The following is a 17,804-nucleotide window of genomic DNA, read 5'->3' as shown; positions in this document are numbered from 1 at the left end:
TTGGTATTTTTACGACAGCTTACTTTTAATCATTTACAACCAAATTATGATTAATGGCATAAGGTGTGGCAGCGCTTAGGGTACTACAATAGTTTTACTTTGTAGGGTATGTGCACTAAAATAGCCTAAAGCTCCACCTTCAATATTGGTTACAGGATTGCCTGGAGTAGCGCTTTGATTTTCACCTGTTGAACTTTGTGATAGGCTATACCAATACTTATAAATCGGGTAGTCAATTCCTAACATTTCAACTCTTACAACGTCGTTGGTTTTTAATTTCTTTTTCTCTTCTTCGTCGTCGTCCGCAAAGAAAAATAAGATCCTCTCTATTTTACGGCCATCGGTTAAATCATCGTCTCTTACAAAAATCGTTTTTTCTTTTATCCCGTTTACGTACTGTATGTACCGGTATGCGTTTCCTCTTCCGGCTGGATCTGTATAAGATACTGTTGCATATTTGTTTGATTTATCGAAGAAGGTCCGCTCGCTAATGTACAAGCTATCAAAAGGTACAAAGACAGGCATTGTCGAAGTGGCCCTAAAAGTTTGGCCACCGGCAATAATTGTCATGCGATAGGTATGACCAGAAAGGCCTTTAAGTCCGGATGCTTCATACACTCCTGCGCTTGTTTCGGTAAGTGTTACGGGGGCAGCGTTATTGTCTGAAATGGTTATACTGGCTCCGCTTACCCCATTGAAAGCATTGTTTTCGTCAAAGTTTTTTGTTTGAGTAAGTAATACTTTACAGGAGTTTGGCTGGTCAGTAATTACTGCCTCAACTACGTATTTTTTCTCTGCTGTATTTAAGTCTACATCGATCACCTTTTGACAACCGGTAACGGCTATTGACGAAAGCGTTATTAATAGGACGACTGCTGCCTTGGATGCAGAAAATTTGCCGCTGTTTCTTGTTGAATAAAATTGTTGCCGTACAAGTGAGTGACACAACGGAAGCCGAAGAAAGCGCCGAAGCGGGCCAATAAAAAAAGAAGAGTAAGTTTTATATGAGGATTGCATTACTACTAGAATTTGAAGTTGTATGAAACGGATGGGATGTACTTAAACAAAGCAGTTCTAACGGCTTCTGTTTTTTGCGGATCATCTTTGCTTTCACGGAAAGCGATGGTATAGGCGTTCTCTCGACCATAAGCATTGTATAAACTAAAGGCTAGCTCGGAAGTGTATTTCTTCCGCTTTTTAAGTTGCAAAGTAGCGCCAAGATCGAGCCGGTGATAACTGGGCATACGATAGCCATTGCGTTCGGTGTAGTAGAAAATAACCTGGTTGTCTACCCGATATTTACCTGCAGGAAAAGTGACGGCATCACCTGTATAGTAAATCCAGTTGGCGGAGAAGTTCCACTTTTTATTGAGTTGATAAGAACCTACGATAGCGACGTCGTGCGTACGGTCTTGCCTTGCGTTGTACCAATTATTGTTGTTGATACCATCAATTTTGCGTTCAGTTTTCGAAAGGGTATAGCTGAACCATCCCGAAAGTTTTCCTGTCTGCTTGCGCAAAAGCCATTCTATTCCGTAGGCTCGTCCCTTGCCAAAAAGTAATTGAGATTCTATCGCATCGCTGTTGATAAAAACGTTGGCGCCGGTTCTGTAATCAACCTGGTTTTGCATTGTCTTATAATATGCCTCAACGGTCAGCTCGTATTTGTTTTGAGAAAGATTTTTATACCATCCCAACGAAACCTGGTCAGAAACCTCGGGTTTAATAATGTTGGTGCTCGCTACCCATTTGTCGGTAGGAGAGCCTGTAGTTGAGTTGGAGACCAGGTGAAGGTTTTGAACATTTCTAACATAAGAAGCCTTAATCGAAACAGAGGGATTGAATACATAGCTTAGAGCAACGCGAGGCTCGAGGTTAAGATAAGTTTTTACAATCTCGCCGCTTTTGTAACTGAAGGTGTCAATTACATTTCCTGCTGTATCCAGGGCAAAGTAATCACCTTTACCTAGTACGCTGAAGCCAGTGAGGCGCGCTCCGTAAGTAAGGTTTACCTTATCTGAAGCTTTGAAGGTATTTGAGGCATAAATAGCATTTTCCATAGAATACCTTCTCTGCCGGTTAGAAGTGTTTATGTAGGAAGTTGATGTTGCAGTAATCTCACCGGGCCGAATGGTATGATAGATCGCATTAGCACCGAAACGAAGCGTGTTACGACTGCCCGCATACCACTGGAACTCCTGCTTAAGATTAACATCCCTTATCTGAGAAAAGATGTCAAAATCGTTGCTACCGCTGCGGATGGTAATTTTATAATCGTAGTTGCTGTAAATAAATGATGTGTTCGAAAACAGCTTACTGCTAAAGATGTGGTTCCATCTTACAGTGCCGGTGCCATTACCCCATTGAAGTGCAAATGTTTCACCTACCCCCAACTTATCTCTACCAAAGTAACCCGATAAGTATAGACGATCTTTTTTGCCCAGCTGGTAGTTGAGTTTTGTATTCAGATCATAGAAGTAAAGCTGGTTTTTATTGATGGCAGAGTCTTTTGATAGCTTAAGAAACATGTCGACGTAGGTACGCCTTCCCGATGCCAGAAAAGATGATTTACCTTTTTGAATAGGTCCCTCGACATTTAGTTTTGTTGAAATCAATCCAATGCCACCACTTACATCGTAGTCCTGGTTATTTCCTTCATTCATCCTGATGTCAAGTACAGAAGATAAACGGCCGCCGTATTGGGCAGGCATTCCACCTTTGTAAACAGTAACGTCTTTTATAGCATCAGAATTGAAAGTAGAGAAGAAGCCAAGCAGGTGGGAAGCATTGTAAACCGTTGCTTCATCTAGCATAATAAGATTTTGATCAGCGGCACCGCCGCGAACGTAAAATCCGCTGCTTCCCTCGCCGGCAGATTTGATACCTGGTAAGAGCTGTATTGTTTTTAAAACATCTCTTTCTCCAAACAACATCGGAATGTTTTTGGTTTCAGCCATCGTTAGCCGCTCCATCCCCATCTGCGGATTAGTAATGCTTCGCCTTCCTGTAGTTTTTACAACCACAGTTTCCAGTTCCCTTGTTTCTTCTTCCAGAGATATGTTGATGGTTAGGTTTCGGTTCAACTCCACCTGCTGCGATTTTAGTCCCAAACCGATTGCACTAAACTCAATAGTATAGCTCCCTTTCTGAAGTGATAGGGAATAGAAACCGTATTCGTTACTGGTAGTGCCCGTACTAGAACTTTTAATCCTAACTGAAGCACCAATAAGGGTTTCGCCGGTTTTTGCTGATGTAATAGTTCCGCTAATCGTGTACTTGTCCTGCGCAAGCAGGATAGCAGGAAGAGAAAAAAATATGAAGAGTAAAATGCTTCGCAATGTTTCGATTTTTTAATTTTTTGTCCTTACACAAGACTGTGATCAACCCAATAAATGTGTTTTTTTGTAACCGGCGCAAAAGTAGAGTAAAGACCCCACGGCACCTGTTACGCAACTTCTAAATTGTATAAACGGCAAAACGAAGGCACCTTTAAAAGTTTCGGCTTGCTGGTAGTTATAACCTTTTTGCTGATCTATTTGTTTTGAAGAATAGCAATAGACAGCTAACATCTTCTGCCTAAATAGATATAAGCGGAAGCACAAGTAGGACGTATTATAATATTTAGCGATAAAGGAGGGACCCTTGATGTGAGGCTTTCTTTTTGCATTGCTCAAAAAGCTTTTAAAAATATTTAACCAGTAGCCGATGTACGTTGCACGAAACCTATCATTTAAACTTCTCTTCCTTTTTGCATGGAAGCCGTTACTTTTTTTCTTTATTTATTCTTCCGCCATAACCTGCCTTTATGAATTGGCTGGCTTTACCTGGCTCGGAATTCCTTTCACTCCGATTGGTTTAATAGGTACTGCCGTTGCCTTTTATGTAGGATTTAAAAACAACTCATCTTACGAACGTTTGTGGGAGGCTCGCAAAATATGGGGAAGTATTGTGAATTTAAGCAGGGCTTTCGGCGTGTACGTGCTCGATTATATTCAACCTGCAGAAGAGCTGGATTATAACAGCCTCGAAGAGCATAAAAGAATCATCATTTACAGGCACTTTGCTTTTATTAATGGATTGCGGATACAGCTGAGAAGCCGGAAGGTTTGGGGTGATGATGGAAATGATCCTTTTATGAATATCGTGGCCAGGGATACGCCTTTTGTTAACCAGAACCTATTAAAAGAAATAAAGCAGTTCTTGCACGACGACGAAGCCCAATACCTGAATGATAAAAGCAATACCGTTACACATATATTGCGCAAGCAAAGCGAGCACCTAAATTATTTGTTTGAAAAAGGTTGTGTAACAAACTACAAACATGTTGAGATCGGCAAAATAATAAAGGAATTATACGATCAGCAAGGCGCATGCGAACGTATTAAGAATTACCCTTTTCCAAGGCAATATGCTTTTTTTAGTGAAGTGTTTGTTTGGATACTTGCACTTGTTCTGCCGTTTGGACTGGTAGGAGAGCTTAACAAACTCGGGCCTTCTTTCGTTTGGACCACCATCCCCTTAGCCGTGGTTATTTCGTGGCTTTTTCATGTAATGGAAGTTATTGGTGATAAAAGCGAAAATCCTTTTGAAAATAGTGTGAATGATATTCCCATGACTTCCATTTGCAGAACAATAGAAATTGATCTCAAAGAAATGCTGGGTGAAAAAGAAATTCCTGAAAAAGTTGTACCGGTAAACAGGATTATTATGTAATGGCGAGACTATTTGAACACTTGCTGTAAAGCTCAGTTTAGATCTTTTGGATGCAATTTTTTCTAAAAGACTCACTCAATCTTTTAAAATTCGTTCCCACTTTTCGCTTCTTCTAACAATTGCGCTTTGCACGTTGGAAGATGAAGTACAGGAAAGTTTACAGACCTCGCAATGAAGCACAATTCGTTTGCTTTTTTATGCAACTCGTTTGCTTTAGCCACCATAGACTCTTCAGCAACAGTTACGTTTGGATAAAGTTTCACCTCTGTAAAATGACCACCTCCATCCTCCGTTTCAACCATAACACCAGTTGCTCTGTCGAAGTAGCCTGTCACAACAATTCCCGCATCTGAACATAGATGTAGAAACCAAAGCATGTGGCAGCTTGACAGCGATGCGACTAATAATTCTTCAGGCGTGTATTTCGTTTTGTCTCCGCGGAAAGCTGCATCAGATGAACACTCTAAAGGAGGTTTTCCTTCTACAGTTACAATATGACTACGCTCATAAGAACGATAAGTCTCAGTACCTCGGCCTGTGTTTCCCGACCAGGTTACTTGCAAATAGTAGTTGTGTTGCTTCGACATATGAGGTAATTAGAATATTCTCAAAAATAAACTTTAAGAGGAGTTATAGTAAGATTTAATACAACTAAGGGGTCTAAAACCTGAGCGGGTACACCTAGATTGTTCTTTGTGGAAATACTAAAATTAGGCTACAGTTAAAATTATTTAATATTCCGACGCTTTGAATTAATCTTCACCTGCTGTATTTTGATCTTTCAACTTTTGAAGCTCCACCAAATTTCCCTTCTTTTCCCTCCAAAATTATAACTGCCATGATTGATCATATAGTTACCCAGCCTGAAAATACTCCTCAGTCTCTGATGGAACAGCAGGAGTATTTACATGCTATTGAATTGCTTAGAAGTATAAATTATAGCCAGCCCGACGCTTATCACCTTGCTATGCTCGGTCTTGCCTATTTTCATACTGAGCAATATGATCTTTCTGCTGCTAATTACGAGAAAGCGCTAAAGCTAGATCCCACGAACAAAGACTGGCAGGAAATGTGGCAACACGCCCGAAGTAATGCTGTTTCGGAAGTAAATATTCCAATTCCGGAAGTTTATTATTTTGATAGAGAAAAACTGTTGAGCAAGCCGGTTGTGCCAGATGGAGCTCTGCCTACAACTCCGGTTCCACCGCCGCCTAAACCGGGATTGTTGAAAAAAATGAAGGTAGTCCTGGGAAATGGGATAGGAGCTGTTTCGACTGTTACTATGGGGTTGGCTACAAGTACTTATGGAAAATTTGCCGGCTACTCGGGTAAGGTATGGACAAATTGGTACAGAAGACCGCTATTACTAGGAATACTTACGCTTGCCTATATGCGGGAAAAAATTAATGCGCATAATCTTAAATCCAGCTATCCAAAAAATACGTTAGTAGGTTTTCAGCCAGAGGGACAGACACCACCTGAAGGCCCAAAATATTTTAGAACAGCCGACGGAAGTTGGAATAACCTGGACAATCCGAAAGAAGGTGCGGCCGGTACAAGGTTTTCGCGAAACGTAGCAATTGATGCAATAAAGCCTGAAACAGGCGAAAGGTTATTGACCCCCAGCCCAAGGGAATTAAGCCGGCATTTACTCACCAGATGTGATGGAATGAAGGAGGTTCCCTTTTTAAATTTACTAGCAGCTTCCTGGATACAATTTGAAAATCATGATTGGATAAATCATGGAGAAAACTCTTTGAACGAGCTGATAGAAATTCCCCTTGCAGAAGATGACCCCGCACGAAAAAAATTCTGGCAGACAAAAATGTTGGTGCCAAAAACACAACCGGATCCTACCCGAATGGACGGAAAAGAGGAAGCACCTATTTCCTTTATTAATGAGGTAACGCACTGGTGGGACGGGTCCCAGATCTATGGAAGCGATCAGCAAACGGTAGACAGGCTCCGCAGCGGTGTAGATGGAAAATTACGTATCAACGAAGACGGTACGCTGCCAATAGGAAAAAAAGGTATTGAAGAAACAGGCTTCGTACGCAATTGGTGGATTGGTCTTTCTATGCTGCATACCCTTTTTACACGTGAGCACAACGCTATTTGTGATCATTTAAAAAAACACAATCCTGGTTGGGATGACAACAGACTGTTTAATGTAGCCAGGCTGATAAATGCCGCCATCACTGCTAAAATTCATTCTGTGGAATGGACGCCCGCTATTCTTGCAAACAAAGGTTTGGGTATGGCACTAAACTCAAATTGGTATGGGTTGTTGACCAACCTTTTTGAAAAAGGGGATCACCTTAAAACGGTATCTGACATCAACGTAAGAAGCCCTGAACTGGGTGGAGTAGTAGGTAACCCAATTAATAAACATGGGGCGCACTATGCGTTAACCCAGGAGTTTGTAGAAGTATACCGGCTGCATTCACTTTTACCCGAGAACCTTAAAATAAAGAAGGTGGGTGAAGGCGAGAAAGTAACAGAGGTTCCTTTTGCAGAGACGAGACAAGCGGGTTCGGCAAAGTTTTCCAAAACACATTCGTTTTCGGACCTGTTTTATTCTTTCGGCAATCAACAACCCGGTCAGTTGGTTTTGAACAATTATCCCAAATTCATGCAGGAACTAAGTATACCATTCAATCCCATGTATGATTTGGGTGCGGCTGATATTCTTCGCGCACGTGAACGTGGAGTTCCAAGGTATAATGAATTTAGAAGGCAATTAGGCCTTAAACCAATTAGTAGTTTTGAAGAACTTACAGACGACAAAAGCCATGTAGCAAAGTTGAAGGAATTGTATGGAGAAGGACCCGAAGCAGTAGAAATGCTGGACCTGATGATTGGTACTTTAGGAGAAAGTCACCGGCCTGATGGTTTTGGTTTTGGTGAAACGATGTTCCAGATTTTTATATTAAATGCAACAAGAAGATTGCAAGCTGATAGGTTTTATACCGATTGCTATACAGAAGAATATTATACCAAAGAAGGATTGGAGTGGATAGATAATACTGACTTCAAAACTGTAATTCTTCGGCACTACCCCGAACTTGCCGCGACAGGATTGGGAAATATTAAGAATGCATTTGAACCATGGGACGTCGATGAGCAGCTAGATCCTCAAAGGCATCCCTTAAGAGCCTGGGATAAAATGCTAAAAAAAGATCCGTGGAAAGGAGATGCTTACAAATAATCTTTTTAGCAGGGTTTTCGATTTATTAGAAAACTTATTGAAGGGCCCTGCTATTTTTTTGTTTACATCATGGGCCCGTTTCCAATAACTTATTAAGTTTTTCAAGTTGCTCATTTAGGGTGCCTTCCATCCATGACTCGGGAGCTTCTTTTACGGCGGTAGCTAGTGCTTCCTTCGCCTTTTCTTTTTCGCCTATTCCTGTAAGTGCTTCTGCTATCGTGGCATTAACCCAAAAGATCTGTTCCTTATCCGGTTTGCCATTGTCATCTTTTATCCCCTTTTGTAAAAAGTCATTGCAAATGTTTAAAACCTTTCTACGGACTCGTTCGGCAATTACAATATCTGCAATTGCCTCTTTTCCGGTTGAAATGGAAGCACGGACATTAAGAAGAAAGGCGAAATTGATTCCATTATAGTAATCGTTTTTTAGATAAAACCCTTTCTCGTAAGCCCAAATGCCTTCATCGAGGTATTGACGATCCTGTTTGAGCTCCCACAAACGTTTGTGGATGGCTCCCCAAATACCAAGTGTCTCAGGATCTGCTGTTTGCTGCGGACGTAGGGTTTGAAGGATTTCCTTTGCTTCTTCCAAAGCCGTTATAGCGTCAGGGTCTTTGCTTTTATAAGTGGCAAGAGCAAGTTGTTGTAATATATAATCATCCTTTGGTCGTTTCTCAAGTAACCGTTTCAAATTTCGTTTAGCTCCTTTCCAATTTCCATCTGCCCGGGCCTCTTTAAACAACTCCATTAATTCACTTGTATTTTCGTCTGCTTTGATCGCGGCTTCTTCTATTCTTTCGTGTAACTTATCAATCAGTTTAGCCATGGCAAGATTTGGTAAGAAGGTAAACACAGGACTGTCCACATCTTGTTTATCAAGCAAAGTTTGTATCGCCTTTTTCAGTTCTTCCCTTACACGTTCTGCCTCCTCGGCGTCAATGCCTTTACCTAAATGCTCGTAAGGTCGTATGATCAGGTGGCCGATATCGAAAGGAAATTTAAATTGCTTCTCGGCCATCACAATAGTGGTACAAGGTCGAAGCGCATGTCGAACCCCAAGTTCATAAATGGCATTGGCATTAGAGGTCGAGAGATCCGCAATTACAATGTCGGCAGCAAAAAGCAGTTCGTACATCGGTTTGTCTATAACGCCTGAATGGATAATGTCGTCAGCTCTTATACATTCAAGTCCAGCTTCTTCAACCGCTCTCTTAATGATGACCCTGTATGTTTTGTCTAGATCAAGAATCCGGCTGGTGGCGAGGTCAGTCTTCTCTCCAAATCCCATAATAACAAAACACTTTTTTTTGTCAGACATTTTACAGTTTTTAATTGTTGTGAACGTTTAGCAAGCGCTGAAATTTTTTCCGTTAAGAAAGCAGAAGAAATGCCCAGCCTTGTCAGGATCAAGACTAATATACGACTACATCGTTATTATTAAAAATGGCAGGTGCACTCGCTGTTTGATCAAGATTAGAGGTGAGGAAAGTGCTGTTGGCTTAATTGAAATAACACGATAAAAGCTTCATACTAAGCCAAAGTACAAGGGAGTGACACAACAATGCTTGTTAAAACTACAATGGCTGGTATAATAAGAATTTTAAAAGCCCGATGTGGCTCGTAGCGTTGTATTAGTAATGTAGGGAAGAGCTATTTATAAGCTAATCCAGAGTAGTTATGGTTTCACTTTCTGAAGGAAGTTTTAGTAACAGGCTTTGATGTTTTGTGAATCGGTCGTTGCGTCGCACACTTATACTCCAAACCATTGTTTGGCAGTTTAAGAAGCGCGTTTTTTGCGGGTTTTCAACAACTCCTGCTTCACACCTTCTTTGGTTATCTTAACGGGGTTGATAAATCCTTTCTTATCAAAACTCATCATGTCTATACTAGTAACCCTGTGATTAGCGTCCGTTTCATTCAACGGCCTTCTGTGATATACGATGTAATAATGATCTGTTTTAGGAATTTGCAAAATAGAATGATGCCCGGCGCCGGTAGCAACGGTAGAGTCTTGCTGCAGAATTTTCCCTATCCTTTCAAAAGGCCCTGTCGGTGATTTCGACATAGCATAAGCAACTGAATAATTTGGGCCGGTCCAACCGCCCTCCGACCACATGAAATAGTATTTGCCTTTCCTGGTAAACATAAAAGGTCCTTCAACATAGTTCTTCGGAGTTATTTCTCTAAATACAGTTCCGTCATCAAAAGGTACAAAGCCTGTAAAATCGCTTTTTAGTTTAGCTATGTTGCAATGTCTCCAACCACCGTAGATCATATAATACTGTCCATCCTTATCCTTAAAAACAAACTGATCAATTGGCTGTGCGCCATTATGAAATTTATCTATAAGAGGCTTGCCGAGATAATCACGAAAAGGACCTCCCGGACTGTCGGAAACAGCGACACCAATTCCACCAACAGTATTGTCGTTTTGGATGTCGTTCGCGCTAAAGAACAAATAATACTTGCCCCCCTTTTCTACAATCGCAGGAGCCCACATAGCTCTTTTAGCCCATTTGACTGCGGAAGTATCTATGATACGACTCTTTTTTGTCCAGTGGACGAGATCTGGTGATGAGAAAGCGTCGAGTAAAACTTGTTGATTATAAGGAGCGGAATAAGTAGGATATATCCAGTAATTGCCATTGAAAACTGCCGCTTCAGGGTCAGCGTACCATCCCGGAAAAATTGGATTACCAGAACTGGCAACACTTGAACTCTGACTTATTTTGCTTGAGCAACTACAGAAACAGATACTAAAAAAACAAATAAAATAAACAACTCTTGTCATACGAATGTGAGTATTAAGGTGGCAATTAAAACGTTTGCCGGAAACAATAATACTTAAAATTTCAAATCGACAGTATGAAAAGAGATTGTGCTTAGAGCGCAGCTGTAGCCGGAACACTTCTTTTGAATATTGAAACGAAGAATTTAGAGAAATAGTAAAAAATGAACTTAATAAGAATATACCCCAGTGTACAGAGAAGAACGGGGATAATAGTGAGTGAGAAAATTATAAACATTACTATTAGAAGTACTGCTTTCATAACTAGTATTAGCATAAAACTATAATTCTAAAGACTAAAAGCAAAAGTTTTAGCTTTTTTTAATAAAGTTGAATTTTTATTAAAATTTGATGACTGCTCAATTCTCAGCGGTTTGGAAATAGAATGGAGAATGTAGATAGAAAATTGGATTGGCAGCAATAAGAAAGCTAAGTTTTAGCCAGTTAATAAAGAGACCTAAAATCAATGATAGCAGCCAGGTTCTTTTTATTACCGTAAATCGACTTCCGTTGAAATAAGTAATAAAAAAGAAAGCTTGCAGTCATGCATGAGAATAAAAGACTTAGAAGTAGAAACCAAAGTAAAACAAGGATAAAAATAATAAAAGGCAGTTTTATTGTATGCATAATTAACAGCTAGCTCTCGTTAATAAATTGGTAAAAAGACAAACGTTTGACATTAGCGGCATTTGCAACAATTGTAGTTATTGTAAACGCTACTAATAAAAAGAAAAAAGAAGTTCCTGAAGAACAGTCGTTCTTTTTTATTGAAAGAGAATCGGGGGGTAAAAAAACTTAAAATAAAAATAAGACTGGTAACCTTTCAACTTGCGCTTAGTACTTGAAGAAAGTGGCTTTTTAACGAAGCTACTTTGCCTTTCTTTCCAATGTCTGAACATTCTATCGGTAAGGTGCTAACGGCAAATAATGAAATAAAATGCCGCAATTTAAAAACGGTTGTACAGTTAATCGGTAAATTCGCGGTTTAACGGTGTGAAAAAAATTAATAATAGTTAAGATGTTTACAAGCAAAGACGATTTTAAGGCGATAGCTGAAAAACAAGCAGATACTTCTTTTATAAATAGTATCGTTGATCACGTCAAAGAAAACTATGGCAAGATTATCTATGAAGCGAAAAAGCAGTTTTTGGAAAGAGAGCCAACAGAAGCAGACGAACAAAGATTTTCTTTGAAATCCTTAGCCGGTGCTACACCCTTAAAACAGGAATTTGTTTTTGATGGAAAGTTGGTAGGACATATTGAACAAAAACAATTTGAAGGGTTAGATATTGTAGGAAACAATGTGACGATAGCAATAGAGTTTACGCCAATAAAATAACTTCCTTTTAAAACGCCCGGCTATTTTTCTTCTATTGTCTCATATATTCTTTGCTGGTTCCGGCATCAACAGCAAAACAGCCGGACAGAAAAGTTAAAGTGTCATTTTTAACCTGGAAGAAGACTTTGCTGGCCGTATAATCGTTGTCGTAAAGTATTCTTTGCCGGTATTCATTAGGTTGTAAAACAAGGCAGATTTCTTTATCAGCGGAAGGATCATTTAGTATAGTGAAACTTCCGCTTTTTACAATTTGACCGTTTTTTGAAGCCTGGTAGTTCGCGCCGGTAAACCTCAGCCTGTTACCATTTCCCCTTGGGTAGTTCGTAACGGAAGCTCTTCCTCCTTGCACTCTTACTAATTCCCAATTTCCTTCGATAGGGGTGGTGGACTCATTGTTGTCTTTGCTGCATGAAGTTGTAAAAATAGTTAGCAGGGCAAAAGCAATTATCAATACTCCACTTTTCATATCGCTTATTTTTTATCCGGCATCTCAGGCCTCAAAATCTATCGACAATTTTGTTGCCACAAGTCTTTCCTGCATCTGTTGTTTCTTCCGGGCTTGACTTAATGTCATTTCCTGTTCCCAGCAAATTGTATTGCTAAAGATGCATAGTAGTTTCTACCTGCTGCTGCGTTATAATAGCGGCCTCCAAACCCGTTTGCATCATTTCCTAAGCTATACTTCTGATCTAGTAAATTGTCAACTCCGCCAGAAATTCTCATCTGTAATTTTTGACTAAAGTTTGTTTGATAGCCCAGTTTCAATCCCAGCAAATGGTAGGCATTTGCGTAGGCAGAGTTTGCGTCATTTAGGGCAATTTTATCGCTGAAGTAATAATTAGCGGAAGCAAGAATTCCATTTTTAGCCATAAGATCAAATCCAGCCGCAATAGTATGAGGAGCTTCGGCGGGCATTCTGTTTCCGGAGAAGTCGTTGTTTAATTGCTTGAACTCTTTATAATGGAAGTCGTGCCATGTGTGACTAAACCAGAGGTTGCTTCTATCAACAAAAGATAACGATTGAAGCAAGGGATAATTTATAGAAGTTTCAATGCCACGCTGATTTGTCTTGCCAGAATTAATATAAAAGTCTCCGCCTCCCGCTGTGCGACGTTGTACGATAGCATTGTCTAATGAGAAGATAAAAGCATTCACATCAATGGTCAATTTGTGAGCGATCGTTCCTTTTATACCAAGATCATAATTCGTTCCTTGTTCGGCGTTTAAGTCGAGGTTTGCTGCACCCCCCGTAGGAATAAGTTCTGCAGTTGTTGGGGGAGAGAAGCCCCTGGCAATACTGGTATAAACATTTACCTGGTTGAATTTTTTCAGCACAGCAAAACGCGGTGCCACCTGGTTGCTGAAAGTACGTTTTTGTTTTCCTGAAGAAGCAGGCGAAAAACGTTCATAATTTACTTGTAAAAAATTAAGACTTGCGCTTGCTGTAATCGTCCAATCTTTTGTGTCAAATACTGCCTGGGTAAAAACTAATCCCTGCCTGTTAGCGATTTCATCAAAAGTCCGGAGAGAGTCAGCACGGCCGAGTGCGTTTTTATAAATGCTTACAGTTGTAAAACCTTGTTGTAGTTCTGCCCCCAGGTCAATATGCAATGCTGATCTTGTGAAGGAGTCGGTAAACTTAAAAACGGTCCGTCCTCCAAAATGTGGCTCAGAGTTGTGACCGTAGTTTTGAATAGCCGGATTACGGAAATCAGTAAACATGCCGTAAAGAACAGTCGTGTTTAAAAGCTTTGAAAGTAGTTGTTGAGAGTATGAGGCTCCGGCAATAACCTGCTTTTGCATGATTGCCGCCTGTGCACCTGCAGCGCTGGGAAACGCACCGGCCGCGGGTCTTGCTGCCTTTGGATTGAGGTCATATTCTGCCTGCGTTAATGCACCTGGTGTTTCGTAAAAAAGGTTGCCGTATAAGAAAGTTGTTTTTAATTGTTTATTCTCTCCGAGATTGAATTGCCCGTTCCAGCTAAACACATCTCTTTTCATTGCTGAGTGGTCCCTGAAACCATTACTTTCCTGGTGCTGGATACCTAACTTACTAGTCATTGTTTCTGATGCGGTTGTAACGGCCGCGTGCATGTTTTGCATATTATAACTACCAGCTGTGTATTCCGCCTCTATCCCGGCTTGTTCAGCATCACGCAAACTTTCTATCAGCAAAACTCCTCCGGTTCCTGCACCGTACAAACTACTTCCCGGGCCTTTTATTGCAGTCAGCGAATGGATATTGTAATAACCTAACTGATTGAGATAGGTAATTCCACCCGGGTCAGTGATAGGGATATCGTTGAAATAAATTTTTACATTTCTTACTCCAAAAGGCGATCTCAAAGAACTACCCCTGATGTTCATTCGATAGCTTCCGGGAGAGCGTTCTTCCATTCTAATTCCGGGAGTTGAGTTGATTGCTTGCACGATAGAGGAAGGGCCAAAGCGAGCTAGCGTAGATGGACCAACATAGTTAATTGCAGCTGGTATCTCTTTTAACCGTCTATTTTGTTCATAAGCTTTCACCACAACCTCCTGCAGATTATTCTCTTTAATTGTGTCGTTTGTTTGGGCCTGTAATAAAAACGGCAATAAGGCCAAAACATACACCAGGCTTTTTTTGGCTGCGTCGGTTGCACACGTCATTTTAATTGTATAATCCATCATTCAAAGAAATGTAAATTTTGTACCAACTCGCCAATTTCGATTGGTTATACTTTGAAACTATTTTTAAAGTCTTATTGAAAAAAGTATAAAAACGTTTTGCTTAAAAAAATACCCTACATCAAAAGCTTTCTGTTTTGACAAAGCAAACACCAGAATTAATTCAAGTAAAAGGTTTAGTGGCTACAACATATAGAATAACAAAAAATGCATTTCAAGCCGGGTGAAAAAAACAACCTTTTGTAGCGACGGTGCGTCCATGCAAGGAATGTCTTCGCGATAGGTTTGATTGTATAAAAGCAAGATTTTCAAATACTTGGTATTCTTTTTATGTAAATAAATGAACTGTTCGAGGCCATTATTTCAATTGAATTTTACTAACCTAGTTGTATGAGATGTGACGTGTTGCCATTATTGTTGTTGACGATTTTTTTGCATGTGGTAGGTTCGCCTGCTGCCATTGCACAAAAAGGAGACAGCATAACAGTAGCTATTGCACCCGAATACGACAATGTCTCAAAAGCTCACAGAGTACTGTTTGGAGAAACATACCGAAAACTATGGGCAACTCCTGTAAAGATTAGAATTATACATCTACAGAAAGAAAAAGGCGGGCTCACTATCGTTGAGAAAGGCGGTGGATTGCAAACAAAATCATTGAAACTAAGCGATACTTCAGGAAAGGCATGGGTATTACGAAGTATTCAAAAGTATCCTGAGCGCGCGCTGCCTCAACGGCTAAAAGCGACCATAGCAAAAGACATTTTGCAAGACCAGGTAGCAACAGGCCATCCTTTCGCTGCTTTGACCGTTCCTCCTTTTGCAGCTGCGCTTGGCATCCCACATTCAAACCCTGAAATTGTTTACCTCGCCGACGATCCTGCTTTGGGCGAGTTTCGGCAAGACTTTGCTAACTCCGTTTTATTACTGGAAGAAAGAGATCCTCTCACCGCCACTGATACTGACAACGCGGAGAAAGTGGAGGAGAAATTAGAAAAGGATCACAACAACCGGGTAGATCAGAAACTGGTGCTGCGGGCAAGGTTGCTCGACCTTTTCTTGGGCGACTGGGACAGGCACGAGGGGCAATGGCGCTGGGAAGAAAAAAAGGAGGACTCCGGAAGCTTGTATCTCCCTATTCCGCGCGATCGCGACAAAGTCTATTATAACACTGCAGGTATTTTTCCGTGGCTTTTGTCGCGGCAGAGCCTGAAGTCAAACCTGCAGGGTTTTCATAATGATGTAAGAGACATCCGGGGTTACAATTTCAACAACCGCTACTTCGACCGAATCTTTCTAAACGAGTTAAGCGAAGCGGATTGGAAAGAACAGATCTCTTACGTTCAGAACATGCTAACCGATGACCTTATTAAAACCGCTGTAAGGCGATTACCGGGTAAGATTTATACTCTCACCGGAAATAAAATAATCAACACATTGATTGCCCGCAGAACCTTGTTGGCAAAACAAGCGATGAAGTATTTCGAATTTATTTCAGAGGAAGTGGATGTGCACGCATCAGATAAGTCTGAACAATTTGAAATAGAATACCTGCCCTATGGAAATGTAGCGGTAACTATCTCAAAGAACAATAAGAATAGTGGCGCAACCGGCCTTTTATACAAACGTGTTTTTGATCATCGCTCTACCAACGAAATCAGGCTACACGCATTAGGAGGCGACGATGTTTTTACAGTAAAAGGGGTGGATAAGTCGCCAATAAAAATTCGAATGATTGGGGGTGTTGATACAGACAGTTTTTTCGTGGCCTCAAATATCAGGAACAAAAGAAAGCTCTATGCCTACGATCGTTCCGATGAGCAAAACAAGTTTCCTTCACCGTTGCTTGCACGGATTAAAACTGCTAGTGACTCATCAATAAACGAGTACAACAAGCACAGTTTTAAATACGATAAACTGGGCCCTGCGTTTTCTTTTGTATACACTATTGACCAGGGTATGTTGTTAAGGGCCGGTGTAGGTTATGAAAAGCATGGCTTTAGAAAAGAACCTTTTGCAGAGAAACATATGCTATCTGCAAACTATGGAACTGAGCGGCACTCGTACATGTTTGAGTATTCCGGGTACCTCACAAAAGTTATTTACGGTAATGATCTAAGCATCGATTTTCTTTCAAAAGGTCCTAACTATACGAGCAATTTTTTTGGAGTAGGAAATGAAACTCAATTTGTAAATGCGGAAGGCAAAGACATCCGTTATTATCGCAACCAGTATAATATCTTTTCAGCGGAGGTAAAATTACACCGGCATATAAACAAAAACTTTACGGCAAGTGCGGGCTTCAAAAGTCAATATTATACCAGCTCGCCTGCGAATAATAAGACCCATTTTTTTCAAAGTTATAATGCCGTGCACCCTGATGACAACGTGTTTGACAATCGCTTTTATACCGGGGTTGTTGCCGGCACTTCTGTTGATACCCGCAACAATGGTTTGTTTTCAAGTAAGGGCATATTTTGGGCTACAGAAGTTACCGCGCTAAAGCAGTTAAACGGGGGGAGAAAATCTTTCGCACAGGTGTTTTCGGAGTTTAATTTTTATGTGCCTCTTACAAACGATTCAAACATTGTGATAGCAAATCGTATTGGTGCCGGCGCTACTATTGGTACTCCGGCTTTTTTTCAGCAGTTTCAGTTGGGTGGGGTGCGAAACCTGAGAGGGTTCCACACGTATCGTTTTACAGGTAAGAGCATGTTTTTTTATAACCTCGACCTTCGGTGCAAGCTGTTCGATTTCAACTCTTACCTGTTTCCGGGCACTGTTGGTGTTGTTGGGTTTAATGATATCGGAAGAGTTTGGGTTCCGGGCGAAGCGTCGAAAAAATGGCACGATGGCTATGGCGGCGGAATTTATATTATACCCGCAGAGCTGATTTTAATCCAGGCTATCGTAGGGCATTCTGTCGAAGGCACTCTACCTTATATTTCCATCGGTTTTACTTTTTAGCTCGTTCGTAGGGGGCCGACTCTAGTCACTCTATTCAACATCGTTGTGTCACTCACTTGTACAGTTTGGATCTTTTTCAACCCATTTCTTTAAAGTACTAATAATTGCAAATGGTTCAAGCA

Annotated in this window: 11 protein-coding genes; 4 read left to right on the top strand and 7 right to left on the bottom strand. The window is 40.7% G+C overall.

The window, feature by feature from the left end; translation table 11 throughout:
- Positions 1–75 precede the first annotated feature (75 nt).
- Together SAE01_RS13705 and SAE01_RS13700 are read right to left on the bottom strand one after the other, a co-directional pair.
- Entirely contained in the window at positions 76–1,017 is a 942-nt protein-coding gene (locus SAE01_RS13705; RefSeq protein WP_147204335.1) for a DUF4249 domain-containing protein, read from the bottom strand.
- A 5-nt stretch (positions 1,018–1,022) separates the two neighbouring features.
- A complete protein-coding gene (locus SAE01_RS13700; protein ID WP_147204334.1) occupies positions 1,023–3,338 on the bottom strand; it encodes a TonB-dependent receptor in 2,316 nt (771 codons plus the stop codon).
- 367 nt (positions 3,339–3,705) lie between these two features.
- Between SAE01_RS13700 and SAE01_RS13695 the strand changes: the two genes are divergently transcribed.
- The gene (locus SAE01_RS13695; RefSeq protein ID WP_147204333.1) at positions 3,706–4,713 is read left to right on the top strand and encodes a bestrophin family protein; all 1,008 of its coding nucleotides are present in this window, start codon (positions 3,706–3,708) and stop codon (positions 4,711–4,713) included.
- A gap of 83 nt (positions 4,714–4,796) precedes the next feature.
- Here the strand turns inward: SAE01_RS13695 and SAE01_RS13690 are convergent, their stop codons facing one another.
- Positions 4,797–5,300, bottom strand: a complete 504-nt coding sequence (locus SAE01_RS13690) for an OsmC family protein (protein ID WP_147204332.1) — start codon at positions 5,298–5,300, stop codon at positions 4,797–4,799.
- Between the two features lie 251 nt (positions 5,301–5,551).
- Between SAE01_RS13690 and SAE01_RS13685 the strand changes: the two genes are divergently transcribed.
- On the top strand, positions 5,552–7,921 hold the full coding sequence (locus SAE01_RS13685) for a peroxidase family protein (RefSeq protein ID WP_147204331.1): 2,370 nt from the start codon (positions 5,552–5,554) through the stop codon (positions 7,919–7,921).
- Between the two features lie 67 nt (positions 7,922–7,988).
- Here the strand turns inward: SAE01_RS13685 and SAE01_RS13680 are convergent, their stop codons facing one another.
- Positions 7,989–9,239 (bottom strand): TRAFs-binding domain-containing protein, encoded by a 1,251-nt coding sequence (locus tag SAE01_RS13680; protein WP_147204330.1) that lies wholly within the window; start codon positions 9,237–9,239, stop codon positions 7,989–7,991.
- 459 nt (positions 9,240–9,698) lie between these two features.
- The gene (locus SAE01_RS13675) at positions 9,699–10,712 is read right to left on the bottom strand and encodes a glycoside hydrolase family 43 protein (protein WP_147204329.1); all 1,014 of its coding nucleotides are present in this window, start codon (positions 10,710–10,712) and stop codon (positions 9,699–9,701) included.
- Positions 10,713–11,727: 1,015 nt separating this feature from the next.
- Here SAE01_RS13675 and SAE01_RS13670 point away from each other — a divergent pair.
- Positions 11,728–12,048, top strand: coding sequence for a hypothetical protein (locus SAE01_RS13670; RefSeq protein WP_147204328.1), 321 nt, complete (start codon positions 11,728–11,730; stop codon positions 12,046–12,048).
- A 31-nt stretch (positions 12,049–12,079) separates the two neighbouring features.
- Here SAE01_RS13670 and SAE01_RS13665 read toward each other — a convergent pair whose 3' ends face one another.
- On the bottom strand, positions 12,080–12,514 hold the full coding sequence (locus SAE01_RS13665) for a hypothetical protein (RefSeq protein ID WP_147204327.1): 435 nt from the start codon (positions 12,512–12,514) through the stop codon (positions 12,080–12,082).
- A 104-nt stretch (positions 12,515–12,618) separates the two neighbouring features.
- Positions 12,619–14,718, bottom strand: a complete 2,100-nt coding sequence (locus SAE01_RS13660) for a TonB-dependent receptor family protein (RefSeq protein ID WP_147204326.1) — start codon at positions 14,716–14,718, stop codon at positions 12,619–12,621.
- Between the two features lie 387 nt (positions 14,719–15,105).
- Between SAE01_RS13660 and SAE01_RS13655 the strand changes: the two genes are divergently transcribed.
- Positions 15,106–17,682: a BamA/TamA family outer membrane protein gene (locus tag SAE01_RS13655; RefSeq protein ID WP_147204325.1), complete on the top strand. Its 2,577-nt coding sequence runs from the start codon at positions 15,106–15,108 to the stop codon at positions 17,680–17,682.
- Positions 17,683–17,804 lie beyond the last annotated feature (122 nt).

Source organism: Segetibacter aerophilus, assembly GCF_007991655.1.
In the GTDB taxonomy this organism is placed as follows: Bacteria; Bacteroidota; Bacteroidia; order Chitinophagales; family Chitinophagaceae; genus Segetibacter; species Segetibacter aerophilus.
Note: the sequence above shows the minus strand (reverse complement) of the source record. Positions and strands in the feature narration are given on the sequence as shown.